This window comes from Kribbella sp. NPDC051587, from assembly GCF_044453945.1.
In the GTDB taxonomy this organism is placed as follows: Bacteria; Actinomycetota; Actinomycetes; order Propionibacteriales; family Kribbellaceae; genus Kribbella.
This window is the reverse complement of record NZ_JBITDE010000006.1, coordinates 467,446-491,410: the sequence shown is the minus strand read 5'-3', so window position 1 is coordinate 491,410 and position 23,965 is coordinate 467,446. Positions and strand designations below refer to the sequence as shown.

The following is a 23,965-nucleotide window of genomic DNA, read 5'->3' as shown; positions in this document are numbered from 1 at the left end:
CCCCACCCCCCCACCCCCCCCCCCCCCCCCCCCCCCCGCCCCCCCCCCCCCCCCCCCCCCCCCCCCCCCCCCCCCCCCCCCCCCCCCCCCCCCCCCCCCCGGGGGGGGGGGGGGGGGGGGGGGGATCAGGTGGGTTGGTCGGCGTCGGCGGTTTCTACCTCTTCGCGGCTGATGCCTAGGAGGTAGAGGATGGTGTCCAGGTAGGGGACGCTGAGGTGGGTGTCCGCGGCTGCCTGGACGACCGGTTTGGCGTTGAAGGCGACGCCTAGGCCGGCGGCGGCGAGCATGTCGAGGTCGTTGGCGCCGTCGCCGATCGCGACGGTTTGCGAGAGCGGCGTCTTCGAGCGCTCGGCGAACTGACGCAGCGCCGTCGCCTTGCCGGCCCGGTCGACGATCTCGCCGACCACGCGGCCGGTGAGGACACCGTCGACGATCTCGAGCTCGTTCGCCTTCGCGTAGTCGATGCCGAGCTCGGCGGCCAGCTTGTCGGTGATCTGGCTGAACCCGCCGCTGACGATCGCGAACTGGTACCCGAGCCGCTTCAACGTCCGCACCAGTGTCCGCGCACCCGGCGCGAACTGGATCGCGTCATACACCTCGTCGAGCACCGATGCCGGCAACCCCGCCAGCGCCTTCACCCGATGCACGAGGGACTCCCCGAAGTCGAGCTCCCCACGCATCGCCTGCTCGGTGACCGCGGCGACCTCCGCCTCCCGGCCCGCGTGCCCGGCGAGCATCTCGATCACCTCGCCCTGGATCAGCGTGGAGTCGACGTCCATCACGATCAGCCGCTTGGCCCGCCGGTACAACCCACCATCCTGTACGGCGACGTCCAGCCCCTGGCGGACACCTTCCTGCGCCAGGACCGTGCGCAGTGTCTCCGGCTCCGCACCCGACACCGCGATCTCCATCGCCGTCACCGGGTACCGCGCCATCCGGCTGATCCGGTCGATGTTCGCACCGGTGTCCGCGATCCGCCCGGCGATCGCCGCGAGCCCGACCGCCGACAACGGGTGCCCGATCACGGTCACCTGGCTGCGGCCCTTGCGCCGGGGTTCGTTGTCGCCGACACCCTTCTTCACCGAGATATCGATGTCGAGCGCGCTCGCCAGCGCCTTGAGCTCTTCCTTGAGGTTCTTGTGGTCCCGCGGCGCGGACAACAGCACACCCAGGATCAGCCGGCCCCGGAGCACGACCTGCTCGGCGTCGATGACCTCCAGCCCACGCGTGGCCAGCGTCGACAGCACGGCGGACGTCAGCCCCGGCCGGTCCGTCCCGGTCAACGTGACCAGCAACGTCGGCCGCTCGGCCGAACTCTTCTCAACCTCAGCCTCAGCAGTCATCTCAAAGCCAAACGCTACAGACAACACCTGTCGTCCGGTGGTCCGGTCCACATCCCAAACATGAACAGGGTCAGTCGGCGACCGGGGGTGCGCAGGCGGCGACGAGGGCTCGGCGGGCGGCGGTGGCGAGGGACTGGAGGGTACGGCGGCGGGCGTCGGCGTCGGTGGTGGTGATGGCGGAGCCGTCGTCCTCGAGGGCGGCGTCGGCGATCGCGAGCAGGCGGCGGGCGGTGGCCGCGGACTTGACCGCGCGGGACGGGTATCCCGGGGCCAGGTCGTCATTGCGACCGGTACCGATCCGGCGGATGTCGATCAGCGCGTCGGCCACCTCGGGCTTCCACCGCGCGACGTCCAGGGCGGCCAATGAGTCGGCAGCGTCGATCAGCGCGAGTCGCAGCGCACGGTCGGCCTCACCGAAGTCGGCCGGCAGGGGACTCGTTGCAGGCAGGGCAGTCCATTGCACGGCAGGGCCGACGTACGACGGAACAAGGCCGAGCTCCGGTCCGGTGAAGACGACCGCTTCACCCGACTCGAGCGCCACCTCGTTGAAGGCAGGCGGTCCAGCCAATCCGATCGGGTCGCCCGGGATCGGAAGCGCGAGGTGGGCCTGCTTGGCGCCGGCCGCGCGCAGGAGGTTCAGCGCAACCGGCAGCGTCGCGGGCTCGGGATGCCCGGGCAGTCCGGCGACGTGGTGCCCGACATCCTCACCGAGGATCTTGTGCGCGGCGGTGTCGGGATCGCAGGCACCAGTCAGCATCGCATTGGTCCACACAGTGAACCGGACCGAGGCGGAGGTGGTCAGCACGCATGTCAGTCTCTCACCCGGCGTACGACGCCCGCCAGGCACCACGTAGGTTTGCCCGCATGACTGCTGTGGTGGAGCTGGCAGATGTCTCGATCGTGCGCGGTGGGGCTCGGCTGCTGGACGGGATCGACTGGTCGGTCGACGAGGCCGACCGCTGGGTTGTGATCGGCCCGAACGGAGCCGGCAAGACCACCCTGCTGCAGATCCTGGCTGCGCAGATCCACCCGACCTCAGGGGTTGTCGGCCTGCTCGGCGAGGTGCTCGGCGCGATCGACGTCTTCGAACTCCGTCCGCGGATCGGCATCACGAGCGCTGCCCTCGCCGACCGGCTGCCGAAGAGCGAGCGCGTCTCCGACGTCGTCATCTCCGCCTCGTACGCCGTCCTCGGGCGCTGGCGTGAGGAGTACGACGAACTCGACCACCAGCGGGCCAAGGAGTTGCTTGCCGAGCTCGGGATCGAGCACCTGAGCGACCGCACGTTCGGCACGCTGTCCGAGGGTGAGCGCAAGCGCGTCCAGATCGCCCGCGCCCTGATGACCGATCCCGAACTGATGCTGATGGACGAGCCGGCCGCCGGTCTCGACCTGACCGGCCGCGAACAGCTCGTCCGCTCGCTCAGCGCGATCGCGACCGCCGTCGGTGCCCCTTCGATGATCCTGGTCACCCACCACGTCGAGGAGATCCCGCCCGGCTTCACCCACGCCCTGCTCCTCAAGCAGGGCAAGGTCGTCGCGGCCGGCCCGATCGACCAGGCGCTCACCGCCGAAACCCTCAGCGACACCTTCGACCTCGCGCTCTCCCTCACCCGCGAAGACGGCCGCTACTCCGCCCGCGCCCTCTGACCGCCGTACCGCGGGAGCCGGATCGGTAACGGCTGCGTCCAAGGGCCTACCGAATATCCCGAACGTGGATAGGGTTAGTAGATGGACTGGTTGCGCGACAATCTGTGGGCCGCCTGGCTGTCGATCGCCGGCGTCCTGGCCCTGGCCGAGCTGGCCTCGCTCGACTTCACGTTGCTGATGCTGGCGGCCGGTGCGCTCACGGCCGCAGGTGTGTCGGCCTTCTTCCCCGGCTTGCTCTGGCTGCAGATCGTCGTCGGCCTGGTGACCGCGGCAGCGATGCTCGCCGCGATCCGGCCCTTGCTGGTCCGGAAACTGCATCACGGCGGTGAGCTGAAGACCGGTTCGGCCCATGTCATCGGCCGCACCGGCACGGTGGTGAAGGAGATCCACCCGGACGGCGGTGGCTCGATCCGGCTCGGTGGTGAGCTGTGGACGGCCCGCCCGTACGACGAGGTGTCGACCATCGAGCCGGGGACCCGGGTCGAGGTGATGTCGATCGACGGCGCCACCGCGGTCGTCTACCCGATGCCGGAGCCGGTGCGCCACGAGCTCGATACCCACCCCGGGCTGAACGACCCCGAACCGGGTCCGCCGAGCGCCTCCGGCGAGCAGCAGTAGGCTCGAACTGCAGGACGTCGAGCAATCTGCTCGAACAGGCGACGACGCGCCGGGAACCAGGGCGCTCGTTGCCCCGTCGATAGGAAAGACTGTCCGTCCTGAGGGTTCTGTCGAGTGGAGGGTCCAGTGATCGGCTTCCTTGTGGTGCTGGCGATCGTCGCCATTCTGGTGATCGTCACCCTGGCCAAGTCCGTAAGGGTGGTGCAACAGCAGACCGTCGGGATCGTCGAGCGGTTCGGCAAGTACAAGACCGGCCTGCAGCCGGGCCTGAACCTGCTCACCCCGTTCGTCGACAAGGTCCGCTACACCATCGACATGCGCGAGCAGGTCGTCTCGTTCCCGCCGCAGGGCGTGATCACCGAGGACAACCTGATGGTGTCGATCGACTCCGTCATCTACTTCCAGGTCAACGACCCGGTCCGGGCGACGTACGAGATCTCGAACTACATCCAGGCCATCGAGCAGCTGACCATGACCACGCTGCGCAACATCATCGGTGGCATGGACCTGGAGCAGACGCTGACGTCTCGTGAGGAGATCAACGAGAAGCTCCGCTACGTGCTGGACGAGGCCACCGGCAAGTGGGGCATCCGGGTGAACCGGGTCGAGCTGCGCTCGATCGACCCGCCGCCCTCGATCCAGGACTCGATGGAGAAGCAGATGCGCGCGGACCGCGACAAGCGCGCCGCGATCCTGACCGCCGAGGGTATGCGGCAGTCCGCCGTCCTGTCGGCCGAAGGCCAGAAGCAGTCCGCGATCCTGACCGCCCAGGGTGACAAGGAGTCCCGCATCCTGCGCGCGCAGGCCGAGCGGGAGGCCCGGATCCTGAAGGCCCAGGGTGAGGCGCAGGCCATCACCACGGTCTTCAACGCGATCCACGCCGGCAAGCCGGACCAGGGTCTGCTGGCCTACCAGTACCTGCAGATGCTGCCGTCGATCGCCCAGGGCGACTCGAACAAGCTCTGGATCATCCCGAGCGAGATCGGCAAGGCGATGGAGGGTCTGGGCAGTGCCGTCGGCCAGATCGCCGGCATCCCGCAGAAGGCCGAGGGCAACTGGCAGGCGCCGGAGATCTCCGACGCCGCGGCCACGCCCGAGGTCGAGGGCGGTGTCCAGGACAAGGCGGTCGCCGAGGCGGACAACGCCGTACAGGAGGCCATCGCGGCCGCGCAGAACGCTGCCGTCAGCGGTCGGCAGGCGGCGGCCCCCGCGCCGTCGACCAGCCCGGAGCACAGCCTTCCCGAGGCCGAACCGCCGCTCGAGCGCTGATCGAGCTGTCTCAGCAGGGCCTCCCACACAGTGGGGGGCCCTGCTGTTGTCTGTAGAGTCTGGCAACGATGACATGGTTCGAGGCGCTGTTCGTCCTGGTGGCGGGAATGGGCGCGGGCACGATCAACGCCGTGGTGGGGTCAGGCACACTGCTGACCTTCCCGGCCCTGCTCGCGGTCGGCATCCCGCCCGTCCTGGCGAACGTCAGCAACAGCGTCGGCCTCTCACCCGGTACGGCGGCCGGCGCGATCGGCTACCGGCGTGAACTCGAGGGCCAGCGCGGCCGGATGATCCGGCTGATCCCGGCCTCACTGATCGGCGGTGTCGTCGGGGGAGTGCTGCTCCTCACCACCCCGGACTCCGCGTTCCACGCCGTCGTCCCGGTCCTGATCCTGCTCGGGTGTCTGCTGGTCGCCTTCCAGCCGCTGCTGTCGAAGTGGATCAGCGTCCCGACGCATACTCATCGCGGCGCCTGGTGGGTGATCCCCGCGGTCTTCGCCACCGGCGTGTACGGCGGATACTTCGGCGCCGCTCAGGGGGTGCTGCTGATGGCGATTCTCGGCCTCGGCCTGGACCCGAACCTGCAGCGGATGAACGGCCTGAAGAATGTGCTGGCCACGGTCGTGAACACGGTCGCCGCGATCCTGTTCATCATCGTCGCCGACGTCGACTGGCTGGCCGCCGGTCTGATCGCGGTGGGCTCCACCATCGGTGGCTTCCTCGGCGCCCGCTACGGGCGCAAGCTGCCGCCGATCGCACTCCGTGGACTGATCGTCTGCATCGGCATCCTGGCCATCGTCACGATGGTGTTCTAGCCGTCAGACCTGCCAGCAGCAGATCCAGTCCGTAGTCGAACTGGGTGTCGCCGCCGGTGGTGCGGGCCAGCTCCGGCGCCAGCTCGATCACCGTCGGGAAGTCCCGCGACGACAGCGACTCCATCGACGCCCGTAGTCGCCGCAACGCGTCCGGGTCACTCTGCTCCTGGGCCATCTGGATCTCCCAGGTCGTTGCCCCGAGCACGTAAGTGAACAGCGTCGTGTGCGTGCGCGCGGCGGTCTCCGGCTCGAAGCCGGCCGACCGCAGCACACTGAGCAGCCCCTCGGCGACCCGCGCGGTCTCGTGCCCGCTCAGCGGCCGGCTCGCAAGTAGTTGCGCAAGGCAAGGATGTTGGCGCATCAGGATCCGCAGGTCCCGGCAGACCGACCGGACCTGGTCCGGCCAGGTCAGGCCGTCCGGCGGGGGCGGCATCAACCCCATCAGGTGGTCGCGGATGGCGTCGTACAGATCGTCCTTGTTGCGGAAGTAGGTGTAGAGCGCCATCGGCCCGACGCCGAGCTCGGCCGCGACCCTGCGCAGGCTGAACCCGTCGGCACCCTCGGCCTCCATCACCAGCAGTGCGGTCCGCACGACCAGGTCGGGGCTCAAGGTGTTGCGCGGTGTCCGTGGCATGTGATCCAACTCCCTTTCGATCTCGCTAACGTACAGTGTATAGTACAACGTATGCGAGCAATCGAGATCACTGAGTTCGGTGGACCTGAGGTCCTCAAGGTCAGCGACGTCGCGGATCCGGTCGCGGGTGACGGTCAGGTGCTGATCACCGTCGAGCGCGCCGGGATCAACTACGCCGACACCCACCAGGTGGAGAACAGCTACCTGCAGAAGGCGAAGCTGCCGATGATTCCGGGTGGCGAGGTGGTCGGCCGGACCGAGGACGGCCGTCGCGTCGTGGCCCTGGCCGGTGGCGGCGGTTACGCCGAGAAGGCCGTGGCGCCCGCCGCGCTGGCCTTCGATGTACCGGAGGGTGTCAGCGCCGCCGATGCGCTCGCGCTGATCGTCCAGGGCACGACCGCCTGGCACTTGCTGAAGACGATGACGCATCTCGTGCCGGGGGAGTCCGTCCTGGTGCACGCGGGAGCCGGCGGCGTCGGTTCACTCGCCATCCAGCTCGCGAAGCTCTGGGGCGCCGGCCGCGTGATCGCGACCGCGTCCTCCGAGGAGAAGCGCAAGCAGACCCTCGAGCTCGGCGCCGACGTCGCCATCGACAGCGCCCCCGAGGGCCTCAAGGACCGCATCCTCGAGGCGAACGGCGGCAAGGGCGTCGACATCGTGCTGGAGATGGTCGGCGGATCGACGTTCGACGACTCGTTCGACGCGCTCGCGCCGTTCGGCCGGCTGGTCACCTTCGGTGCGGCCTCCCGCGAGGCTGCCCAGCCGATCGCGTCGCAGCGGCTGATGAAGGGCTCGAAGTCGGTCTCCGGCTTCTGGCTGATGGACCTGCTGCGCAACCCGGTCACACTGTCCGACCCGCTGAACGAGCTGTTCGGCCTGATCGTCGACGGCACACTGCACGCGATCGTCGGCGGCGACTACCCGCTGGCCGAGGCTGCCCAGGCCCACGAAGACATGCGAGCCCGCCGGACCGTCGGCAAGCTCGTGCTCGACCCCACACGCTGAATCAGGAGCACAATCATGGTCACTGCAGTCGAGAAGGTTCTTTACACCGCCAAGGCCACCGCTGAGGGCGGCCGCGACGGCAAGGTCGCGAGCAGCGACGGCAAGCTGGACGTCGTCGTCGCCCCGCCGGCCGAGCTGGGTGGTACCGGTGACGGCACCAACCCCGAGCAGCTGTTCGCCGCCGGGTACGCGGCCTGCTTCCAGAGCGCGATGATGACGGTCGCCCGTCGCCTCCGCGTCGACACCGCCGGCTCGACGGTCACCGCCGAGGTCGGCCTCGGCGCGATCCCCGGTGGCGCCTACGGCATCCAGGTCGCCCTGGTCGTCAGCCTGCCGGGCCTCGAGCAGGACGTCGCCCAGGACCTGGTCGAGAAGGCCCACCAGGTCTGCCCGTACTCCAACGCCACCCGCGGCAACATCGTCGTGGACCTGAAGCTGGCCTGATCCCGTCCGATCAGTCCAGTCGCGCCAGGGCCTCCTTCAACAGGCCCTCGGTCGCGGAGACGGGTGCGGCCGCAATCGTGAGCCCCTCCATGATTGCGGCGTACTCGTCGACCTCCTCGAGCTTGTCGAGGTAGAGCGCGCTCGCCGCGTGCTCGATGTAGACGATGTCCGGCAGGTCCCCGTCGGGGAACCGCAGGATGCTGAACGCACCACCCGCGCCGGGGTAGCCGACGCTGCTGAACGGCATGATCTGCAAGGTGATGTTCGGCTGGTGCGCGCACGTCATGAGGTGCTCGATCTGCGCCCGCAACACGTCGACGCCGCCGATCGGCCGGTGCAGCGCCGCCTCGTCAACGACCACCCACAGCCGCGCCGGGGTCGTCCGGGTGAGGATCTGCTGCCGGGTCACCCGCAGCGCCACCCGCTGAGCCACTTCTTCGTCCGGTAGATACGACTTCCCGAGCTGTACGACGGCCCGCGCGTAGGCCTCGGTCTGCAACAAGCCGGGGACGAACATCACCTCGTAGGTCCGGATCAGCGTCGCCGCGACCTCGAGACCCACGTAGTTGGTGAACCAGGTCGGCATCACATCGCCGTACCGGGACCACCAGCCCGGGTTGTTCGCGGCCCGGGCCAGCTCCATCAGCCGGAAGCGTTCGGCGTCGTCCTGCATCCCGTAGAGGTCGAGCAGGTCGCTGACGTCGCGTTCCTTGAAGCCGACCCGGCCGAGCTCCATCCTGCTGACCTTCGACTCCGAGGCGCGGATCTGCCAGCCCGCGTCGGCGCGGCTGATCCCGGCCAGCTCCCGCATCCGGCGCAGCTGTCCGCCCAGCATGATCCGCAGCGCCGTCGGCCCACCATCTCCGCCGCCGGCCACTGGCACACCGTCATCTGTCACAGCCGCACCCGCCGCACCCGTCCACTCACCCATTTCAGCCCGCGATGCTACTCCGTGTCCACGGGCCACGGCCGGTCGCCGCTCCGATGGGTGAGATCAGCTTTGGGCGAGAGCGAGCACGGTCGCGCTCGGCAACGTCGCCAGGGCGGTCCCGTCGATCAGGATCTTCGAGGCGCGGATGCCGCTGCCGATGACCACCGGTCCGGCCTGGACCACGGCCTCGTCCACCAGCACCGGCCACTCCGCCGGAAGGCCGATCGGGGTGATCCCGCCGTACTCCATGCCCGTCGTACCGACGGCGTCGTCCTGCGCGGCGAACGAGATCTTCCGGACGCCGAGGTGCTTGCGGATCACGCCGTTCACATCGGCCCGGTCGTCGGCGAGCACGAGGACGGCGGCGTACGACGACTCACCGCCGCGCTTGCCGAGCACGATCACGCAGTTCGCCGACGCGGCCATCGGTACGTCGTACCGGGCGCAGAACGCGGCCGTGTCGGCCAGCTCGGGATCGATCGCCACCGCGTACGCCGGGAGATCGCCGAGCGCCTCGCGAACGGGCGCGGCCAGGAGTTCCGGAACCTCGGCGGCAGGCCGCCACTCGAGCTTGCCCATCACCGGCGCGGTCACTGGCCCACCAGATCGGCGTACTCGGGGTGCTTCTCGAGGTAGTCCTGGTAGAACGGGCACGCGGGCTTGACCTGCAGCCCGAGCGCGCGGGCGTCGTCCAGCGACTTCACCGCAATCCGTCCGGCCACCCCGCGGCCGCGGAAATCAGGCAGCGTCTCGGCGTGCAGGAACGTGATGCGTCCAGGGTGCAGCGAGTAATCCACGAAGCCCATCAGGTTGCCCTCGGCGTCGAGTGCCTCGTACCGGCTGCGCTCCTTGGCGTCCACCACGCTGATCTCGTTCTCCATACCCGCAACTCTAGGTCGGGTTTGGAATGCGCGGTCCGTGGGGTACGAGCTTCGATGGGCGTGTCCCATCCAGGGACGCGGGGCTCGGGAGGAGCAGGATGAGCAACGAGCACGCACTGGCAGAAGGCAAGGCCATACCCAGCCTCGTGCCGGCCCGGATGGATCGATTGCCGTGGACAAGGTTCCACTGGATGATCGTCGTCGGGCTCGGCGTCTCCTGGATTCTGGACGGTCTCGAGATCCAGCTGGTCTCGCTGGTCGGCAACACGCTGAAAGAGGGCGCCACCCTCGGTCTGAGTACGGCGGAGGTCGGGCTGCTCGCCTCGATCTACCTGGGCGGCGAGGTGGTCGGAGCCCTGGTCTTCGGCCGGCTCACCGACAAGTGGGGCCGGCGGAGTCTGTTCATCATCACCTTGATGGTCTACCTGATCGCTTCCGGCGCGGCGGGTCTGACCTGGGACTTCTGGTCGCTGGCGCTCTGCCGGTTCGTGGCCGGTATGGGGATCGGTGGTGAGTACGCCGCGATCAACTCCGCGATCGACGAGCTGATCCCGTCGAAGTACCGCGGCCGCGTCGACATCGGGGTGAACGGCACCTACTGGGCCGGTGCGCTGATCGGGTCCGCGGTCGGTCTGGTCTTCCTGAACACCGACATCATCCCGATCGAGTGGGGCTGGCGGCTGTGCTTCCTGGTCGGTCCGGTGATGGGTCTGATGATCATCTACCTGCGTCGCCACATCCCGGAGAGCCCGCGCTGGCTGATGACGCACGGCAAGGTCGAAGAGGCCGAGCGCACCGTCGACGGCATCGAGGAGACGGTACGGCGTCAAGGTGGTCAGCTGCGCGAGGTGACCGACGACGAGGCGATCAACCTCGTCGACTACCCGCCGGTGACGTATCGCGAGATCGCCCGGGTGATGCTGCGCGACTACCGCAGCCGCTCGTTCCTCGGCTTCTCGATGATGGTCACCCAGGCCTTCCTCTACAACGCGATCTTCTTCACCTACGCGCTGGTGCTGAAGTCGTACTTCGGGCTGAGCGACTCCGGGGTCGCGCTGTACTTCTTCCCGTTCGCGATCGGCAACCTGGCCGGGCCGCTGATCCTGGGGCACTGGTTCGACACCATCGGCCGGCGCAAGATGATCTTCGCGACGTACTCGATCGCTGCGGTCGTGCTGTTCATCACCGCACTGTTGTTCAACGCCGGTTCGCTGAACGCGACCACGCTGACCCTGATGTGGTGCGTGACGTTCTTCTTCGCCTCGGCCGGCGCATCATCGGCGTACCTGACGGTGAGCGAGATCTTCCCGATCGAACTCCGGGGCCAGGCCATCTCGTTCTTCTTCGCGATCTCGCAGCTCACTGGTGGAGTTGTGGCACCGTTCCTGTTCGCGTCGCTCATCGGTGAGGGCGACCACCCGGCCCGCGGTCCACTGGCCATCGGGTACGTCGTCGGCGCGGTGATCATGCTGGCCGGTGGCATCATCGCCTGGTTCTTCGGTGTCGATGCCGAGGGGCAGTCGCTGGAGAACGTCGCCAAACCGCTGTCGGCTCGCGACGGCGGTGGCGCTCGCTTCCAGGGACCGACCCCCAGGCTGCCGAGTACGGATGCTCAGGGTCGCCGGATCACGCCGGTGAAACCCGAGGCCGAGCAAGGCAAGAACGAACCTCCGGTCAGCTGAGCGCGCGGCGGATGGCATCCATCACGTCGGATGCCATCCGCTTGCTCACTTCGGCGGTCGCGACCATGCCGGAGCCGTGGAACGTGCCGCGGTAGTGGTGCAGTTCGGTGCTGATCCCGTTCTGCAGCAGGCGTTGGGCGTAGGCGATTCCTTCGTCGCGCAGCGGGTCGAACTCGCAGACCGAGACGAAGGCCGGCGGCAGGCCGGACAGGTCCTCAGCACGGGACGGAGCGGCGTACTGGAGTCCGAGGACCTCCGGCGTACCGGACAGGTAGTACTTCCAGCTGTACTCGGCGGCCGGGCGGTTCCAGAGCGGGGTGTCGACGAACTCCACCATGGACGGGGTGTCCAGGCGGTCGTCGAGCTCGGGGATCTCGAGCACCTGGAAGCAGATCGGCGGACCCTGCCGGTCGCGGGCGAGAAGCGCGACCGCCGCGGACAGGCCGCCGCCCGCGCTCGCCCCGCCGACCGCGATGCGGGCCGGGTCGATGCCGAGTTCCTCGGCGTTGGCGGCGAGCCATTCGAGCGTCGCGTAGCAGTCTTCGAGGCCGGCCGGGAACGGGTGCTCAGGCGCGAGCCGGTAGTCGGGGGAGACGACGATCGCGCCGGCACCGGCGGCGATGTCGACCGGGCCCTGCTCGAACGTGTCGATGTCGCCCATCACGAACCCGCCGCCGTGGATGCTCACGAACCCGGGCCGCAGCCCGTCGACCGGTCCGCCCGGCAGGTAGAGCTTCGCGCGGCTGGCGTAGCCGTCGTGGCTGGGGATCGTCACCTCACGGATCTCGATCCCGTCCGGTACGACGACCGGCGGGATCAGGCCGGCCGCCTCGGACTGGTTCGCGCGCAGCGCGTCCATGTCGCCGAGGTCGACGTCCGGAATCATGGCCAGCCAGGGCAGCAGTTCGGGGTCGATCGCGTACTGGGTCATCGTGGTGCCTCTCTGTTCGCCGACACCTTGAGCATCCGGTCCCAGCCTGCCACGGCGCAGCCGCCGGGTGGCGGGGATCCGGGGCCCGCGTTCCGACGATCGGCGTAACCTCTCGGTATGAAGGGGCTGTTGCTGCGACTCTCCTCGCTGGACTCCGACGCGGAGAGCGCCGTCCGCGTGATCGGATTCTTCGACGCCCTGATGACGGATCGCGCCGAGCTCGCCACCTTGCTCCGCAGTACGGCGGCCCTCGCGGAATGCCCGGTCGGTGTCGATGCCCCCGGTCGCGGCCTCGTGCTGTGCGCCGACCCGTCCGGCACCATCGATCTCGGCGGGCCACCTGCAGGAGCCGAGCTCCGCGAGTACGGCGACGCCCGCTTCTGGCTTGCCCGCTCCGGATCCGCCTTGCCCCTCGACGAGATAGTCCTGGAACGCTTCGCCCTGGCCGGGTCGTTGCTCCTGGACCGCACAGTCAGCAACCTCCCGGCGGTTGGCGACCCGGCCCTGGTCGAGCTGGTCGTCTCCGCCACCGCAGGCATCGCCGAACGCTCCCGAGCCCTCCACCTGTTGGGCATCACCCCCACCGCGACCCTCCGCGTTGCCGTCTCCACCCCGTGCCCGCCGGCCACGGGATCGGCCCCCGTCGCCTGCCCGCCCTCCGTCGCACCTGACGCTCGTGTGGTCTCCGGTCCGGTCGGCGCGCTCATGGTGTCGTTGTGGACGGGCTCGGAGCTCGCGCCGCCCTCCGATGGGGTTCGGACAGGGATCGGTCCGCTGGTGCCTGCCATTCGGGCTGCTGACTCTTGGCGGGATGCCTGTACGGCGCTCCGACTCACCTCGCCGCAGGACCCCGTCGTACGGGCTGATGACCTGGGCGGGCTGCTCGCGGTGGTCGAGCGACTGCGCCCCGAGGACATCGCGGCCTCACCCGACGTCGCCGCGCTCGACCGCATCGCGGCCGAACCAGGCGGCGACGACCTGCTCGCGATCCTGCGCGCGTTCTCCGTCACGGACTCGGTTCGCAGGGCGGCGGCGCTCGTCTACCGCCACCACAGCACGGTCGCCTACCACCTCGAGCATGCCGAGTCCGTCCTCGGCTTCCCGTTCAGCAACGCGAGCGGTCGCTTCCGCCTGTACCTGGCCTTGACGATGCGGGCCTTAGGATCGACCGCGTGGCAGGACTCCTGATCGCTGGTACGACGTCCGACGCCGGCAAGACGACCGTGGTGACCGGGCTGTGCCGCTGGCTCGCACGCCAGGGGGTGCGGGTGGCGCCGTACAAGGCCCAGAACATGTCGAACAACTCAATGGTCTGCGCCGACGGTACCGAGATCGGCCGCGCGCAGTGGATCCAGGCGATCGCCGCCGGCGCCGAGCCCGAGGCCGCGATGAACCCGGTACTGCTCAAGCCCGGGAGCGACCGCCGCAGCCACGTCGTACTGATGGGCCAGCCGTGGGGCGAGCTCTCCGCCCGCGGCTTCCTGACCGAGCGTGCCGAGCTCGCCAAGGCAGCCTTCGCCGCGTACGACGACCTCGCCGCGCGCTACGACGTGGTGATCGCCGAGGGCGCGGGCAGCCCCACCGAGATCAATCTGCGCCAGTCGGATTACGTGAACATGGGCCTCGCCCAGCACATCAAGTCGCCGGTGGTCGTGGTCGGCGACATCGATCGCGGGGGAGTGTTCGCCTCGATGTTCGGCACGGTCGCGCTGCTCGATGCGGCCGACCAGGCCCTGATCAGCGGCTTCCTGGTGAACAAGTTCCGCGGCGACGTCTCGCTCCTCCAGCCCGGCATCGACATGCTCAGCACGGTCACCGGCCGGCCGACGTACGGGATCCTCCCGTGGCTGCCCGAGCTCTGGCTGGACTCCGAGGACGCCCTGGACATCCCGGTACGGCGTACCGCGGCGAGCGCGGACGTGTTGTCGATCGCGGTCGTCCGCTTCCCGCGGATCAGCAACTTCACCGACCTCGACGCACTCGCCGCCGAACCCACCAACAGCGTCTTCTTCACCACCAGCCCGGCCGAGGTCCGCGACGCCGATCTCGTCGTCCTCCCCGGCTCTCGCGCGACTGTCTCCGACCTGGAGTGGATGCGCTCCCTCGGTCTGGACACAGCAGTCGCCACCCGCGCGGCGCACGGTCGACCCGTCCTCGGCATCTGCGGTGGCTACCAGCTCCTCGGTGGCCCCATCACCGACCCCGACGGCGTCGAAGGCGGCGGCACCCACACCGGCCTAGGTCTGTTGCCGGTAGCAACCGAATTCGCCCGCGCCAAGACCCTCGCCCGCCCGGCACCAACGGCGTACGAGATCCACCACGGCGTAGTGACCGTCACCGGCGACGCCGACCCCTTCCCCGGCGGCTGCCGCACCGCCACCACCTGGGGCACCATCTGGCACGGCCTCCTCGACGACGACGCCGCCCGGCACGCCTTCCTCACCGAGATCGCCACCCTCACCAACAAACCCGCCCCCGACGGCACCACCTCCTTCACCGCCCTCCGCGAATCCCGCCTGAACCGCCTGGCCGACGCCATCGATGCCCACGTCAACACCGACGCCCTCCTGGACCTGATCCACCAAGGCCCCACCCCCACCCCCTTCATCCCACCCGGCGCCCCCAAAACTGTCTGAGGGCTTGGTTAGCGTGCTGGGTATGAAGACGGTGCTGCATGAGTATCTGAAGGACACGCGAGCGTTGTTGCTGGCGAAGTTGGAGGGGATCAGCGAGTTCGATCGGCGGCGGCCGTTGGTGCCGTCGGGGTCGAATCTGCTGGGGCTGGTGAAGCATCTCGCGGGGGTTGAGTACGTGTACCTCGGGACGAGTGTGGGGCGTCCGCCGGCGGAGGTGTTGCCGTGGGAGGCGGACGGGTCGGTGTGGGAGGGGGCTGACATGTGGGTTCAGCCGAGTGAGAGCACGGAGTACATCACCGACCTGTATCGCAAGGCTTGTGCGCACGGGGACGAGTCGATTGCGCAGTTCGAGCTGGATACGCCGGCTGAGGTGCCGCATTGGGCTGAGGACAAGCGGCGTACGACGTTTGGTGCGTTGCTGGTCCGGATGGTCGACGAGACCGCGCATCACGCGGGTCACGCCGACATCATCCGGGAGCTGATCGACGGGCAGGGTGGCTCCGACGCCGGCATGCTGGACGAGGCCGGCTGGTCGGAGTACTACACCACCATTCAGCGGGCGGCCGAGACCTTCAAGCAGGTCACCAACCCAGCGCCGTGATCTCGGCGGCGCTGGTCCACGGGCCGCGGTTTCCGGCTTCGGTCAGGGCACGCAGCCGGATGCAGCGAGCGGTCGTCGGCCAGCAGCGGATGGTCTTGGCCTCGGCGGTGTCGGCGAACCGGCCGGTCGCGTGGGCCGAGCCCCAGTTGGTGCCGTCGGTGCTGAGATAGAGCTCGTACTGACCGATGCGTCCGTTGGCGCTGCCGTCCTGACGCGGTAAGACAGTGAGCCCTGTGACGGTTCGTGCGGACCCCAGATCGAGCTGGATCTCGTGCGGCAAGGCGGCGGCAGGCTCGCTCCACCGCGAGTGCCAGTACGTCGCTGAGTTCCGATCGACGACCGCGGACGCGGGCTCGGAGCTCTCTTGGCTGTCGAACGACCGCACGGATGCCGCAAGCCGACCGGATGCCATCACCGGGTCACTGATCCCGGCAACGCCCTTCTCGAGACGTCCGGCGAACCGGCGGCTGAACCCATCGGTCGTATCGGCGGTCGCTGTCAGGTCGTACCAGCCGTCGGCACCGTTCGCCGTACTCCACCAGTCCTCGACGCTGGCACCAGCGGCGACGCTGTAGGTCCACGGACCACCAGCGCGGTTGTTGGTCTGGATGGTGACCACGCAGGCCTTGGACCCGGAGTTCGTCATCTTCAGCCAGACCAGGTTGTCGGCCGGCGCATAGCGCAGGGTGACCTCGGGGTTGGCGTTCCCGCTGGTGGTCGCCGTGGTCCGGTTGCCGGTGAACCGCCGGAGAAATCCGTTCGGACCGGCGACGGTCAGGTCGTAGGCACCGCTCGGCGTACCGGCTTGCCAATAGTCGGAGAGGTTGCTTCCGGCACCGACTGTGTAGCGCCACGGCCCGTCGGTCCGGAAGGCGTTGGCATACACGTAAAAGTGCGCGCCTGCCGATCCCGTGTTGCTGAAGTCGATCCAGAACTTGTCGGCGGCAACTCGACCGGAGACCGTCAACGCATAGGGCAACGGTCGCGCCGTCCGCACACCGGCTTCCTGCACCGGCAGTGCCTGGTTGGCAGGCGGAGCCGGGTACGTCGTCTCCCAGCCGGGTGTTGGGGGAGTGCTCGGCAAGGTCGGGTACGTGGGGTTCGAGGTCGTCAGATCCAGCGCGGAGGTGAGGTCACCGCAGACCGAGCGCCGCCAGGGCGAGATGTTCGGTTCGGCGATCCCGGACCATTGTTCCAGGAACCGCAGTACCGACGTGTGGTCGAAGACCTGGGAGCAGACGTTGCCGCCGCGACTCCACGGCGAGACCACGAGCATCGGGACCCGGTTGCCCAGACCGATCGGCTCACCGTTCACCAGCTCGTCGGCGACCCCCGGCGTCGACTGGCCCTCGTCCGCGTTCACCGGCGGAACGGGCGGCGGGACGTGATCGAAGTAGCCGTCGTTCTCGTCGTACGTGATCAGGACGAGCGTTTTGTTCCAGACCGCCGGATTCGAGGCGAGCTTGTCGAGGATGTCCTTGGTGAAGTTGGCCCCCTCGGCCGGGCCCCAGGCCGGGTGCTCGCACTTCGGTTCCGGCGCCACGATCCACGAGACTGCAGGCAGCCGACCGGCGGCAACGTCGGCCCCGAAGGCAGGCACGAGCTGGTCCGCGGCGACCCGCGCCAGCCCGCGGTCGTACAGCCGGCGCTCGGCCGCCGTGAGCGTGGCGACTCCGTCCGCGAGTTGCTGCAGCAGGGTTGCGCGCTGCGACGCGTTTCCCGGCCGGACGCCTTGGTCATAGAAGAACTCGAGCTTGCTGTACGACGTCTTGGCGAGCGCCTTCCGCCCGACGTCGAGGAACTTCTTGAAGAAGTCGAGGGAGTTGTCGCCGTAGTTGTCCCACTCCTGATAGACCTTCCAGCTCTTGCCGGCGGCCTCGAGGCGTTCCGCGTACGTCGTCCAGGTGTAGCCGGTGTGGCTCGGGTTCTGCCACGCATCGTTGCCGATGGCCCGGTTCGACGTACCGGGTTCGTAGCCGAGCATGCCGCTGAACAGGTAGAACCGGTTCGGGTTCGTGGGGCCGAGTTCCGAGCAGTGGTAGGCGTCGCAGATCGTGAACGCGTCCGCGAGGGCGTAGTAGAACGGCAGCTCGGATCGCAGCAGCGTCGCCATCGTGTACTTCGACTTCTGCGGAATCCATTGATCCATCCGGCCGTGGTTCCAGGCGTTGTGGCCGGACGCCCAGTCGTGCGGGGTTCCGGTCATGTACTGACTCGCCACCGGATAGGGCAGCACATACCCCGAACCGTTCGGCTGGTAGAACACCGACCGGCCGCTCGACAGCGTTCGCGCCTGCGGATCGTTGAATCCGCGCACCCCGCGCAGCGTCCCGTAGTAGTGGTCGAAGGACCGGTTCTCCTGCATCAGGATCACCACGTGCTCGATCATCTCCAGGCCGCCGGTGGGGGCGGGCGCGGCGAGCGCTCGCTGGAGGCTGTCGGGGAGAGCGGAGAAGACGCCGGCGGCCGCAGCCGTGAGTCCGGTCGTCCGGAGGAAGTCACGCCTGTCCATCGTCATGTGTTTACCTGTTCGTTCGGGGCGGAAGTGTGCAGTACTGCGCATCTGGTTTAGCGGCCGCTGGTGAACGCGTCAAGATCACGCGGTGGACAATGCCCGGGGAACCCACGAATGCCGGTGGATACGACTCTGAGTCGTGCTGCGCCGATGACTTGACGACTGTGACAGTAGAACTGTCACAATGGCGGCATGGGACCCCTGGAAGGCGTGAAGGTCGTCGAGCTGGCCGGGATCGGTCCGGCGCCGTTCGCGTGCATGCTGCTGGCCGAGCTCGGTGCCGAGGTGCTGCGGATCGAGCGGCCGGGTGGCGGGCTCGCGATGGGACCGCCCGAGCTCGAGCTCGTCAATCGCGGCCGCCGCAACGTCGCGCTCGACCTGAAGAACCCGGCCGCGATCGACGTCGTACGGCGTTTGGTCGCGGAGGCCGACGTACTGGTCGAGGGGTTCCGGCCTGGCGTGGCCGAGCGGCTCGGTGTCGGTCCGGAGGACTGTGCGGCGATCAACCCGCGGCTCGTCTACGGCCGGATGACCGGCTGGGGTCAGGACGGACCGTTGGCCCAGGCGGCCGGGCATGACATCGACTACCTCGCGTTGTCGGGTGCGCTGCACCTGATCGGGCGAGCCGGGGGGCCACCGCAGGTCCCCGCGAACATCCTCGGTGACTTCGCCGGAGGCTCGCTCTACCTGGTGGTCGGCGTACTGGCTGCTCTGCACAACGCGCAGCGGACCGGCCAGGGCCAGGTGGTGGATGCCGCGATCGTGGACGGTTCCGCCCATCTGACAACCATGCTGCTGGGTGCCTTGGCCGGCGGAGCGTGGAAGCAGGAGCGCGGGACGAACCTCCTCGACACCGGCGCACCGTTCTACGACGTGTATGAGACGGCCGACGGCCTGCACATGGCGGTCGGCGCGATCGAGCCGCAGTTCTACGCCGAGCTGATCAGCAAGCTCGGCATTGAGGCGCCGGACCGCTACGACCAGGCGAACTGGCCCGAGCTGCACAAGTTGCTCGCGGAGACCTTCCGGCAGCGGCCCCAGGCCGAGTGGGCCGAGCTCTTCGACGGCTCCGACGCCTGCGTCGCCCCGGTTCTCCCGCTCGCCGGTGACCACCCGCATCTCGCTGCCCGCAGCACGTTCGTGGACAAGGACGGCGTCCGCCAGGCCGCGCCCGCACCACGTTTCTCCCGTACGCCGACCTCCCTCGACCGGCCTCCCGCGCCGGCCGGTCAACACACCCGCGAGGCCCTGGCTGACTGGGGAATCACCGACATCGACGGTCTCCTTGCGACCGGCGCCGCCCACCAGAATTAGGCACTGTCAGATCTGATCTGAAAGGAACCCGCCTGTGGAACGTCAGCTCTTCGACGCCGATCACGACGCCTTCCGGGAGACCGTCCGGGCCTTCTGTGACAAGGAGATCGTCCCGCACCACGACGCCTGGGAAGAGGCCGGCATCGTGCCGCGGGAGCTCTGGACCGCGGCCGGTCGGACCGGGCTGCTCGGGTTCATGGTCCCGGAGGGGTACGGCGGCGGCGGGGTGCGCGACTTCCGGTTCAACGCGGTGCTCCTCGAGGAGGCGGCCCGGGCCCACGCCAGTGGCGTCGGCTTCTCGCTGCACACCGACATCGTCTCGGCGTACCTGCTGGACTATGCGAACGACGAGCAGAAGGCTCGCTGGCTGCCCGGATTCTGCTCCGGCGAGACGATCACCGCCATCGCGATGAGCGAGCCCGGCGCGGGCAGCGACCTGCAGGGCATCCAGACCACCGCCCGCCGCGACGGCGACCACTATGTCCTGAACGGTCAGAAGACCTTCATCTCGAACGGGATCCTCGCCGACCTGGTGATCGTGGTCGCCAAGACCGACCCGGACGCCGGTGCCCAGGGCATCTCGCTGATCGTCGTCGAGCGTGGAACGGAGGGCTTCGAGCGCGGCCGCAACCTCGACAAGATCGGCCTCAAGGCCCAGGACACCGCCGAACTCTTCTTCGACAACGTCCGGGTCCCCGCCACCAACCTGCTCGGCGAAGAGGGCCAGGGCTTCGTCTACCTGATGCAGAAGCTCCCGCAGGAGCGCCTCGCCATCGCCGTAATCGCGGTCGCCGCCTGCGAGAACGTCCTCGACGAAACCCTGCGTTACGTCAAGGAACGCACCGCCTTCGGCCGCCCGATCGGCTCCTTCCAGAACAGCCGTTTCGTGCTCGCCGAACTCGCGACCGAGATCCAGATCGCCCGCGTCTTCGTCGACCGCTGCGTCACCGAACTCAACGCCGGCACCCTCACCGTCGCCGAGGCCGCGATGGCCAAGTGGTGGACCACCGAACTCCAGAAGAAGGTCGTCGACCGCTGCCTGCAGCTGTACGGCGGCTACGGGTTCATGACCGAGTACCCGATCGCCAAGGCCTACCTCGACACCCGGGTCCAGACCATCTACGGCGGCACCACCGAAATCATGAAAGAAATCATCGGCAGAACGATGGGCATCTGAGAGGTCCGGATGGTTGACTGCCCTCAGGGATGCCTGAGGGAGGTCGGCCATGGGGATTGTTTCGCCGGGGTTCACCGGTCGTCATCGCAGTGGGACGGAGCTTCCGCCGGGGCAGTACCTGACGCATGATTTTCCGGTGCTGTCGGCGGGGCCGACGCCGCAGGTGCGGACCGAGCACTGGGAATTCACCGTCACCACGGAGACCGGCGAGAAACACAAGTGGGACTGGGCCGCGCTGCTCGCGTTGCCGTCCGACGAGTTCACCAAGGACATCCACTGTGTGACACGGTGGTCGAAGCTGCAGACGGAGTGGCAGGGCGTCTCGCTCGACACCCTCCTGGCGGATGTCGAGACCGGGGCGGACTTCGCGCTCGTGAGCAGCTACGGCGGCTACACGACCAACCTGCCGCTGGACGACCTGCTGGACGGTCAGGCCTGGATCGCCTACGAGTACGAGGGCGAACCGATCGACCCCGAGCACGGCGGGCCGGCACGGTTGCTGGTGCCGCACCTGTACTTCTGGAAGAGCGCGAAGTGGGTCCGCGGCCTCACGCTGTCCGACAGCGAAGACCTCGGTTTCTGGGAGACGGCCGGCTACCACGAGTACGGAGACCCATGGAAAGAACAGCGGTACGCCGGCGACTGAGCTGGCAGGTCGCCACCGTCGTCGAGGTACGGCGGGAGACGGCGACGGCCAGCACGATCGTGCTCGACGTTCCGGACTGGCCCGGTCACCTCGCCGGGCAGCATCTCGATGTCCGGCTGACCGCGGAGGACGGCTACCGCGCCTCCCGCTCGTACTCGATCGCGTCGGCGTGGGCAGGTTCCACGATCGAGCTGACGGTCGAACAGGTGCCGGACGGAGAGGTCTCGCCGTACCTGGTCGAGGTCTTGAAGCCCGGTGACCCGCTCGAGCTGCGTGGCCCGGTCGGCGGCTGGTTCGTCTGGAAGCCCGAGCAGGAAGGGCCGGTCCAGCTGATCGGCGGCGGTTCCGGCGTCGTACCGCTGCGGGCGATGCTGCAGGCCCACACTGCCAGTACGACGCCAGTCCGGCTGCTGTACTCCGTCCGCCGACCCACGTCGGTGATCTACGTGGACGACCTGCGTGAGCTGGCGGCATCCGACAACGTGCACGTCAGTCTCGTCTACACCCGCGAAGCTCCGCCGGGGGAGACGCGAGTCGGCCGGATCGACGCGGACGTGATCGATCGGCTCGCCTTCACACCGGCCGACGAGCCGACGACGTACGTCTGCGGTCCGACGCCGTTCGTGGAGACCGTGGCCGACCTACTCGTTGCCGCTGGCCACGATCCCGCCCGGATCCGCACCGAGCGCTTCGGTCCAACAGGGGGTTAGCAATGACTGACTATCTGGACGGCAACGCCGCCGCCGGCGCGCTGAGTGAGGTGTTCGCGGTCGACGTCACCGCCGCGATCACCCGCTGCGATGGTTGTGGCCAGACGGGTGTCTTCGCCGACACCCGCCTCTACCTCAACGCGCCCGGCATGGTCGCCCGCTGTCCGGGCTGTGACCACGTGCTGTTGCGCGTGGTCACCACGCCGACCGAGACGTACGTCGACCTCCGTGGACTGACCTACCTGAGGCTTCCCACGCCCTGATCCACCTTCACGTCGACCGCGAACGGCCGCACGGCACCGGTGAGCAACGGCATGCCGCTGCGGTCGTTCAGCAGGTAGCGCCGGAAGAACGCCGACGTGTACGCCGTCGCGACCGACCGCTGCTGCGACTCGGTGATCCGCCGGTCCTTGCAGTCCGCGGGTGCGTCGTCGTACGCGCCGACCTGACTGCTCGACGGTGACCACTGGGTGTTGAAGAAGTCGTGGTTGGCGCCGCGCACAGTCCACTCGTAGAGCGGCTGCTTGTTGTTGGCCTGCAGGTAGTCGTAGACGTTGCCGCGGACCGCGCCATCGCAGGTGCCGATGAAGGCACCGACCGGAACGTTCGTGATCCGGTAGCCGTCGAGCTCGGGGTTGTTCGGGTCGTCGTCGGGGGAGTAGGGCTCCGCGGCGGCGAGCGGGATGACTGCCTTGATGCGGACGCCGGCCGGCCAGTCCTTCTGGTGAATGTCGGCGGCCTCGAACAGCGTGCCGCGACCGCCGCGGGAATGGCCCATCAGGCCGACGTTCGTCAGATCGGCGTGGCCCTTGAAGTTCACCGGCAGCTTGCCGGCGAGCGGTCCACCGCCGGTGCTCGACAGCTGCTGCCACATCTTCAGGTGCTGGTTGATCAAAGCGGCTCGGGCCTCGTCCTGCTCTTGGCCCATCCGGGCCTTCGTGCCGTTCGCGCTGATCGAGATCACGATCATGCCCCGCGCGGCGAGCGTCGTACCGAGGTAGTCGTAGCCGCGGTAGTTCGGGATCTCCGGTGTGCCCTTCGCGCACGGCCAGGCGTCCAGCTTCTCGTAGTCCTGGTCTTCCCACGCCTGCTTGTCCGCGCAACTGATCCACAGACCGTGCGAGATCAGTACGACGGGATAGCGGTGCCCGGCGAGGTCTTTCGGGTAGTGAACGACGGCCGTGAGCTCGCCCTTCGCGGGCGTCCCGTCGGCCGATGGTGGGAGCTCGAACACCGAGTCTCCCAGGGAATAGGTGGCGATGCCGACCCGGTGCGTCGTGGATGCGGTTGCTGTGGGCAACCAAACCACCGAGAGCAGGAGGGCGGCTGCAGCGGTCAGGATCTTCTTCACTCCAGCAGGACGCGGGAGGACCCGATCAGGTTGTCCTGCCCTTGGCCCGTTTGCTCTGGGTCCGGCGGATCGTCTCGCGCTGCGTCTCGCCGACCGCCCGCTCGTAGGCGATCACAAGGCCCTGGATGGTGACCGGCTTGAACCGCTCGACGAGCTGCTGGATGTGCTCGGGCGCGCCGCCCGAGTCCCGGTAGTGCGGCCAGACCATGGTCCGGAACACCTCGGTGAGCTCCTCGGCGAGCGCCTTGCCGTGCTCGGAGAAGATCCGGGTCACCGCCAGGACCGCATCGACCGGCAGATCGAGGTCGAGCAGCTCGGCACCGAGCCCGAGATGGGCGGTCGCGACGTGGAAAACGTCTTCGTCCGGAGTCGGCTCGACCACGCCGAGCGCGACCAGCGCGACGATGTCGTCATCACTCAGGTCACGGCCGGTACGTCGTACCAGGGCTGCTCGATCGAGGGTCTCGGGCAGGTCGCGCATCCACGGGGTGAGCAGGGTGCGGTGCAGTGCGATGTCTTCGGGTGTGGCGTCGGCCGGGATCCGCTCCAGGTAGCCCTCGATCGCGGACAACGTGAAGCCGTGTGCCTGCAGTTCCCGGACCAGGTCGAGCCGGGCGATGTGCTCGGCACCGTAGTACCCGACCCGGCCGCGGCGGATCGGCGGCGGGATCAGGCCGCGCCCGGCGTAGAACCGCAACGTCCGCACGGTCATGCCGACCCGCGCCGACAGTTCGTCGACGGTGAGCGTGGCGTCGTCCGCACCCTCCGGCTTGCCGGTCGTTGACACAGTGGGCATGGCGGAGATCATAACGAGC

25 protein-coding genes are annotated in these 23,965 nt (G+C 68.6%); 15 read left to right on the top strand and 10 right to left on the bottom strand.

Annotated elements, in window-relative coordinates:
- Positions 1-125: 125 nt before the first annotated feature.
- Together serB and ACIA49_RS24225 are read right to left on the bottom strand one after the other, a co-directional pair.
- Positions 126-1,343, bottom strand: a complete 1,218-nt coding sequence (gene serB, locus ACIA49_RS24230) for a phosphoserine phosphatase SerB (RefSeq protein WP_396379583.1) — start codon at positions 1,341-1,343, stop codon at positions 126-128.
- 70 nt (positions 1,344-1,413) lie between these two features.
- Positions 1,414-2,148, bottom strand: a complete 735-nt coding sequence (locus ACIA49_RS24225) for a hypothetical protein (protein WP_396379582.1) — start codon at positions 2,146-2,148, stop codon at positions 1,414-1,416.
- Positions 2,149-2,207: 59 nt separating this feature from the next.
- Here ACIA49_RS24225 and ACIA49_RS24220 point away from each other — a divergent pair, with 59 nt between their 5' ends.
- The 4 genes from ACIA49_RS24220 to ACIA49_RS24205 all read left to right on the top strand — a co-directional run bounded on the left by ACIA49_RS24220 (position 2,208) and on the right by ACIA49_RS24205 (position 5,692).
- On the top strand, positions 2,208-2,990 hold the full coding sequence (locus tag ACIA49_RS24220) for an ABC transporter ATP-binding protein (RefSeq protein ID WP_396379581.1): 783 nt from the start codon (positions 2,208-2,210) through the stop codon (positions 2,988-2,990).
- A gap of 81 nt (positions 2,991-3,071) precedes the next feature.
- On the top strand, positions 3,072-3,608 hold the full coding sequence (locus ACIA49_RS24215) for an NfeD family protein (protein ID WP_396379580.1): 537 nt from the start codon (positions 3,072-3,074) through the stop codon (positions 3,606-3,608).
- A gap of 126 nt (positions 3,609-3,734) precedes the next feature.
- Entirely contained in the window at positions 3,735-4,877 is a 1,143-nt protein-coding gene (locus ACIA49_RS24210) for an SPFH domain-containing protein (protein WP_396379579.1), read from the top strand.
- 68 nt (positions 4,878-4,945) lie between these two features.
- On the top strand, positions 4,946-5,692 hold the full coding sequence (locus ACIA49_RS24205) for a sulfite exporter TauE/SafE family protein (RefSeq protein WP_396379578.1): 747 nt from the start codon (positions 4,946-4,948) through the stop codon (positions 5,690-5,692).
- Here ACIA49_RS24205 and ACIA49_RS24200 read toward each other — a convergent pair.
- The gene (locus ACIA49_RS24200; RefSeq protein ID WP_396379577.1) at positions 5,676-6,326 is read right to left on the bottom strand and encodes a TetR/AcrR family transcriptional regulator; all 651 of its coding nucleotides are present in this window, start codon (positions 6,324-6,326) and stop codon (positions 5,676-5,678) included. The genes ACIA49_RS24205 and ACIA49_RS24200 overlap by 17 nt on opposite strands.
- A 51-nt stretch (positions 6,327-6,377) precedes the next feature.
- On the opposite strand from ACIA49_RS24200, the gene ACIA49_RS24195 reads away from it, so the two are divergent.
- Both ACIA49_RS24195 and ACIA49_RS24190 read left to right on the top strand, forming a co-directional pair.
- The gene (locus tag ACIA49_RS24195; protein ID WP_396379576.1) at positions 6,378-7,331 is read left to right on the top strand and encodes a zinc-binding alcohol dehydrogenase family protein; all 954 of its coding nucleotides are present in this window, start codon (positions 6,378-6,380) and stop codon (positions 7,329-7,331) included.
- 15 nt (positions 7,332-7,346) lie between these two features.
- Positions 7,347-7,775 carry an organic hydroperoxide resistance protein gene (locus tag ACIA49_RS24190; RefSeq protein WP_396379575.1) on the top strand — a complete coding sequence of 143 codons (429 nt, stop codon included), beginning with the start codon at positions 7,347-7,349 and terminating at the stop codon, positions 7,773-7,775.
- Between the two features lie 10 nt (positions 7,776-7,785).
- Here the strand turns inward: ACIA49_RS24190 and ACIA49_RS24185 are convergent, their stop codons facing one another.
- From ACIA49_RS24185 to ACIA49_RS24175, 3 genes are all read right to left on the bottom strand, one after another.
- The gene (locus ACIA49_RS24185) at positions 7,786-8,610 is read right to left on the bottom strand and encodes a helix-turn-helix domain-containing protein (protein WP_396379594.1); all 825 of its coding nucleotides are present in this window, start codon (positions 8,608-8,610) and stop codon (positions 7,786-7,788) included.
- Positions 8,611-8,769: 159 nt separating this feature from the next.
- Complete coding sequence (locus tag ACIA49_RS24180; RefSeq protein WP_396379574.1) at positions 8,770-9,300, bottom strand: YbaK/EbsC family protein; 531 nt, start codon at positions 9,298-9,300, stop codon at positions 8,770-8,772.
- Entirely contained in the window at positions 9,297-9,587 is a 291-nt protein-coding gene (locus tag ACIA49_RS24175) for a GNAT family N-acetyltransferase (RefSeq protein ID WP_396379573.1), read from the bottom strand. The genes ACIA49_RS24180 and ACIA49_RS24175 overlap by 4 nt, the downstream gene beginning before the upstream one ends.
- Positions 9,588-9,685: 98 nt before the next feature.
- Here ACIA49_RS24175 and ACIA49_RS24170 point away from each other — a divergent pair, with 98 nt between their 5' ends.
- Positions 9,686-11,269, top strand: a complete 1,584-nt coding sequence (locus ACIA49_RS24170) for an MFS transporter (RefSeq protein ID WP_396379572.1) — start codon at positions 9,686-9,688, stop codon at positions 11,267-11,269.
- On the opposite strand, the gene ACIA49_RS24165 is transcribed toward ACIA49_RS24170, so the two are convergent.
- Entirely contained in the window at positions 11,262-12,200 is a 939-nt protein-coding gene (locus tag ACIA49_RS24165; RefSeq protein ID WP_396379571.1) for an alpha/beta hydrolase, read from the bottom strand. The genes ACIA49_RS24170 and ACIA49_RS24165 overlap by 8 nt on opposite strands.
- A 117-nt stretch (positions 12,201-12,317) precedes the next feature.
- Between ACIA49_RS24165 and ACIA49_RS24160 the strand changes: the two genes are divergently transcribed.
- From ACIA49_RS24160 to ACIA49_RS24150, 3 genes are read left to right on the top strand one after another with little or no spacing between them, the layout of a single operon-like run.
- Positions 12,318-13,388: a helix-turn-helix domain-containing protein gene (locus tag ACIA49_RS24160; protein WP_396379570.1), complete on the top strand. Its 1,071-nt coding sequence runs from the start codon at positions 12,318-12,320 to the stop codon at positions 13,386-13,388.
- A complete protein-coding gene (locus tag ACIA49_RS24155) occupies positions 13,373-14,836 on the top strand; it encodes a cobyric acid synthase (RefSeq protein WP_396379569.1) in 1,464 nt (487 codons plus the stop codon). Before ACIA49_RS24160 ends, ACIA49_RS24155 begins: the two co-directional genes overlap by 16 nt.
- A gap of 22 nt (positions 14,837-14,858) precedes the next feature.
- Complete coding sequence (locus ACIA49_RS24150) at positions 14,859-15,437, top strand: DinB family protein (RefSeq protein WP_396379568.1); 579 nt, start codon at positions 14,859-14,861, stop codon at positions 15,435-15,437.
- Here the strand turns inward: ACIA49_RS24150 and ACIA49_RS24145 are convergent.
- On the bottom strand, positions 15,418-17,949 hold the full coding sequence (locus tag ACIA49_RS24145; protein WP_396379567.1) for a phosphocholine-specific phospholipase C: 2,532 nt from the start codon (positions 17,947-17,949) through the stop codon (positions 15,418-15,420). The two genes, ACIA49_RS24150 and ACIA49_RS24145, sit on opposite strands and share 20 nt — an antisense overlap.
- A 195-nt stretch (positions 17,950-18,144) precedes the next feature.
- Between ACIA49_RS24145 and ACIA49_RS24140 the strand changes: the two genes are divergently transcribed.
- From ACIA49_RS24140 to ACIA49_RS24120, 5 genes are read left to right on the top strand one after another with little or no spacing between them, the layout of a single operon-like run.
- Positions 18,145-19,266, top strand: a complete 1,122-nt coding sequence (locus tag ACIA49_RS24140) for a CaiB/BaiF CoA transferase family protein (RefSeq protein ID WP_396379566.1) — start codon at positions 18,145-18,147, stop codon at positions 19,264-19,266.
- Positions 19,267-19,300: 34 nt separating this feature from the next.
- Complete coding sequence (locus tag ACIA49_RS24135; RefSeq protein WP_396379565.1) at positions 19,301-20,443, top strand: acyl-CoA dehydrogenase family protein; 1,143 nt, start codon at positions 19,301-19,303, stop codon at positions 20,441-20,443.
- A gap of 49 nt (positions 20,444-20,492) precedes the next feature.
- Positions 20,493-21,089 (top strand): sulfite oxidase-like oxidoreductase, encoded by a 597-nt coding sequence (locus ACIA49_RS24130; protein ID WP_396379564.1) that lies wholly within the window; start codon positions 20,493-20,495, stop codon positions 21,087-21,089.
- Positions 21,059-21,799, top strand: a complete 741-nt coding sequence (locus tag ACIA49_RS24125; RefSeq protein ID WP_396379563.1) for a ferredoxin reductase — start codon at positions 21,059-21,061, stop codon at positions 21,797-21,799. The genes ACIA49_RS24130 and ACIA49_RS24125 overlap by 31 nt, the downstream gene beginning before the upstream one ends.
- A gap of 2 nt (positions 21,800-21,801) precedes the next feature.
- Entirely contained in the window at positions 21,802-22,062 is a 261-nt protein-coding gene (locus tag ACIA49_RS24120) for a DUF6510 family protein (RefSeq protein ID WP_391541609.1), read from the top strand.
- Here ACIA49_RS24120 and ACIA49_RS24115 read toward each other — a convergent pair.
- Together ACIA49_RS24115 and ACIA49_RS24110 are read right to left on the bottom strand one after the other, a co-directional pair.
- A complete protein-coding gene (locus tag ACIA49_RS24115) occupies positions 22,038-23,150 on the bottom strand; it encodes an alpha/beta hydrolase family protein (protein WP_396379562.1) in 1,113 nt (370 codons plus the stop codon). The two genes, ACIA49_RS24120 and ACIA49_RS24115, sit on opposite strands and share 25 nt — an antisense overlap.
- 25 nt (positions 23,151-23,175) lie before the next feature.
- A complete protein-coding gene (locus ACIA49_RS24110) occupies positions 23,176-23,946 on the bottom strand; it encodes a MerR family transcriptional regulator (RefSeq protein WP_396379561.1) in 771 nt (256 codons plus the stop codon).
- Positions 23,947-23,965 lie beyond the last annotated feature (19 nt).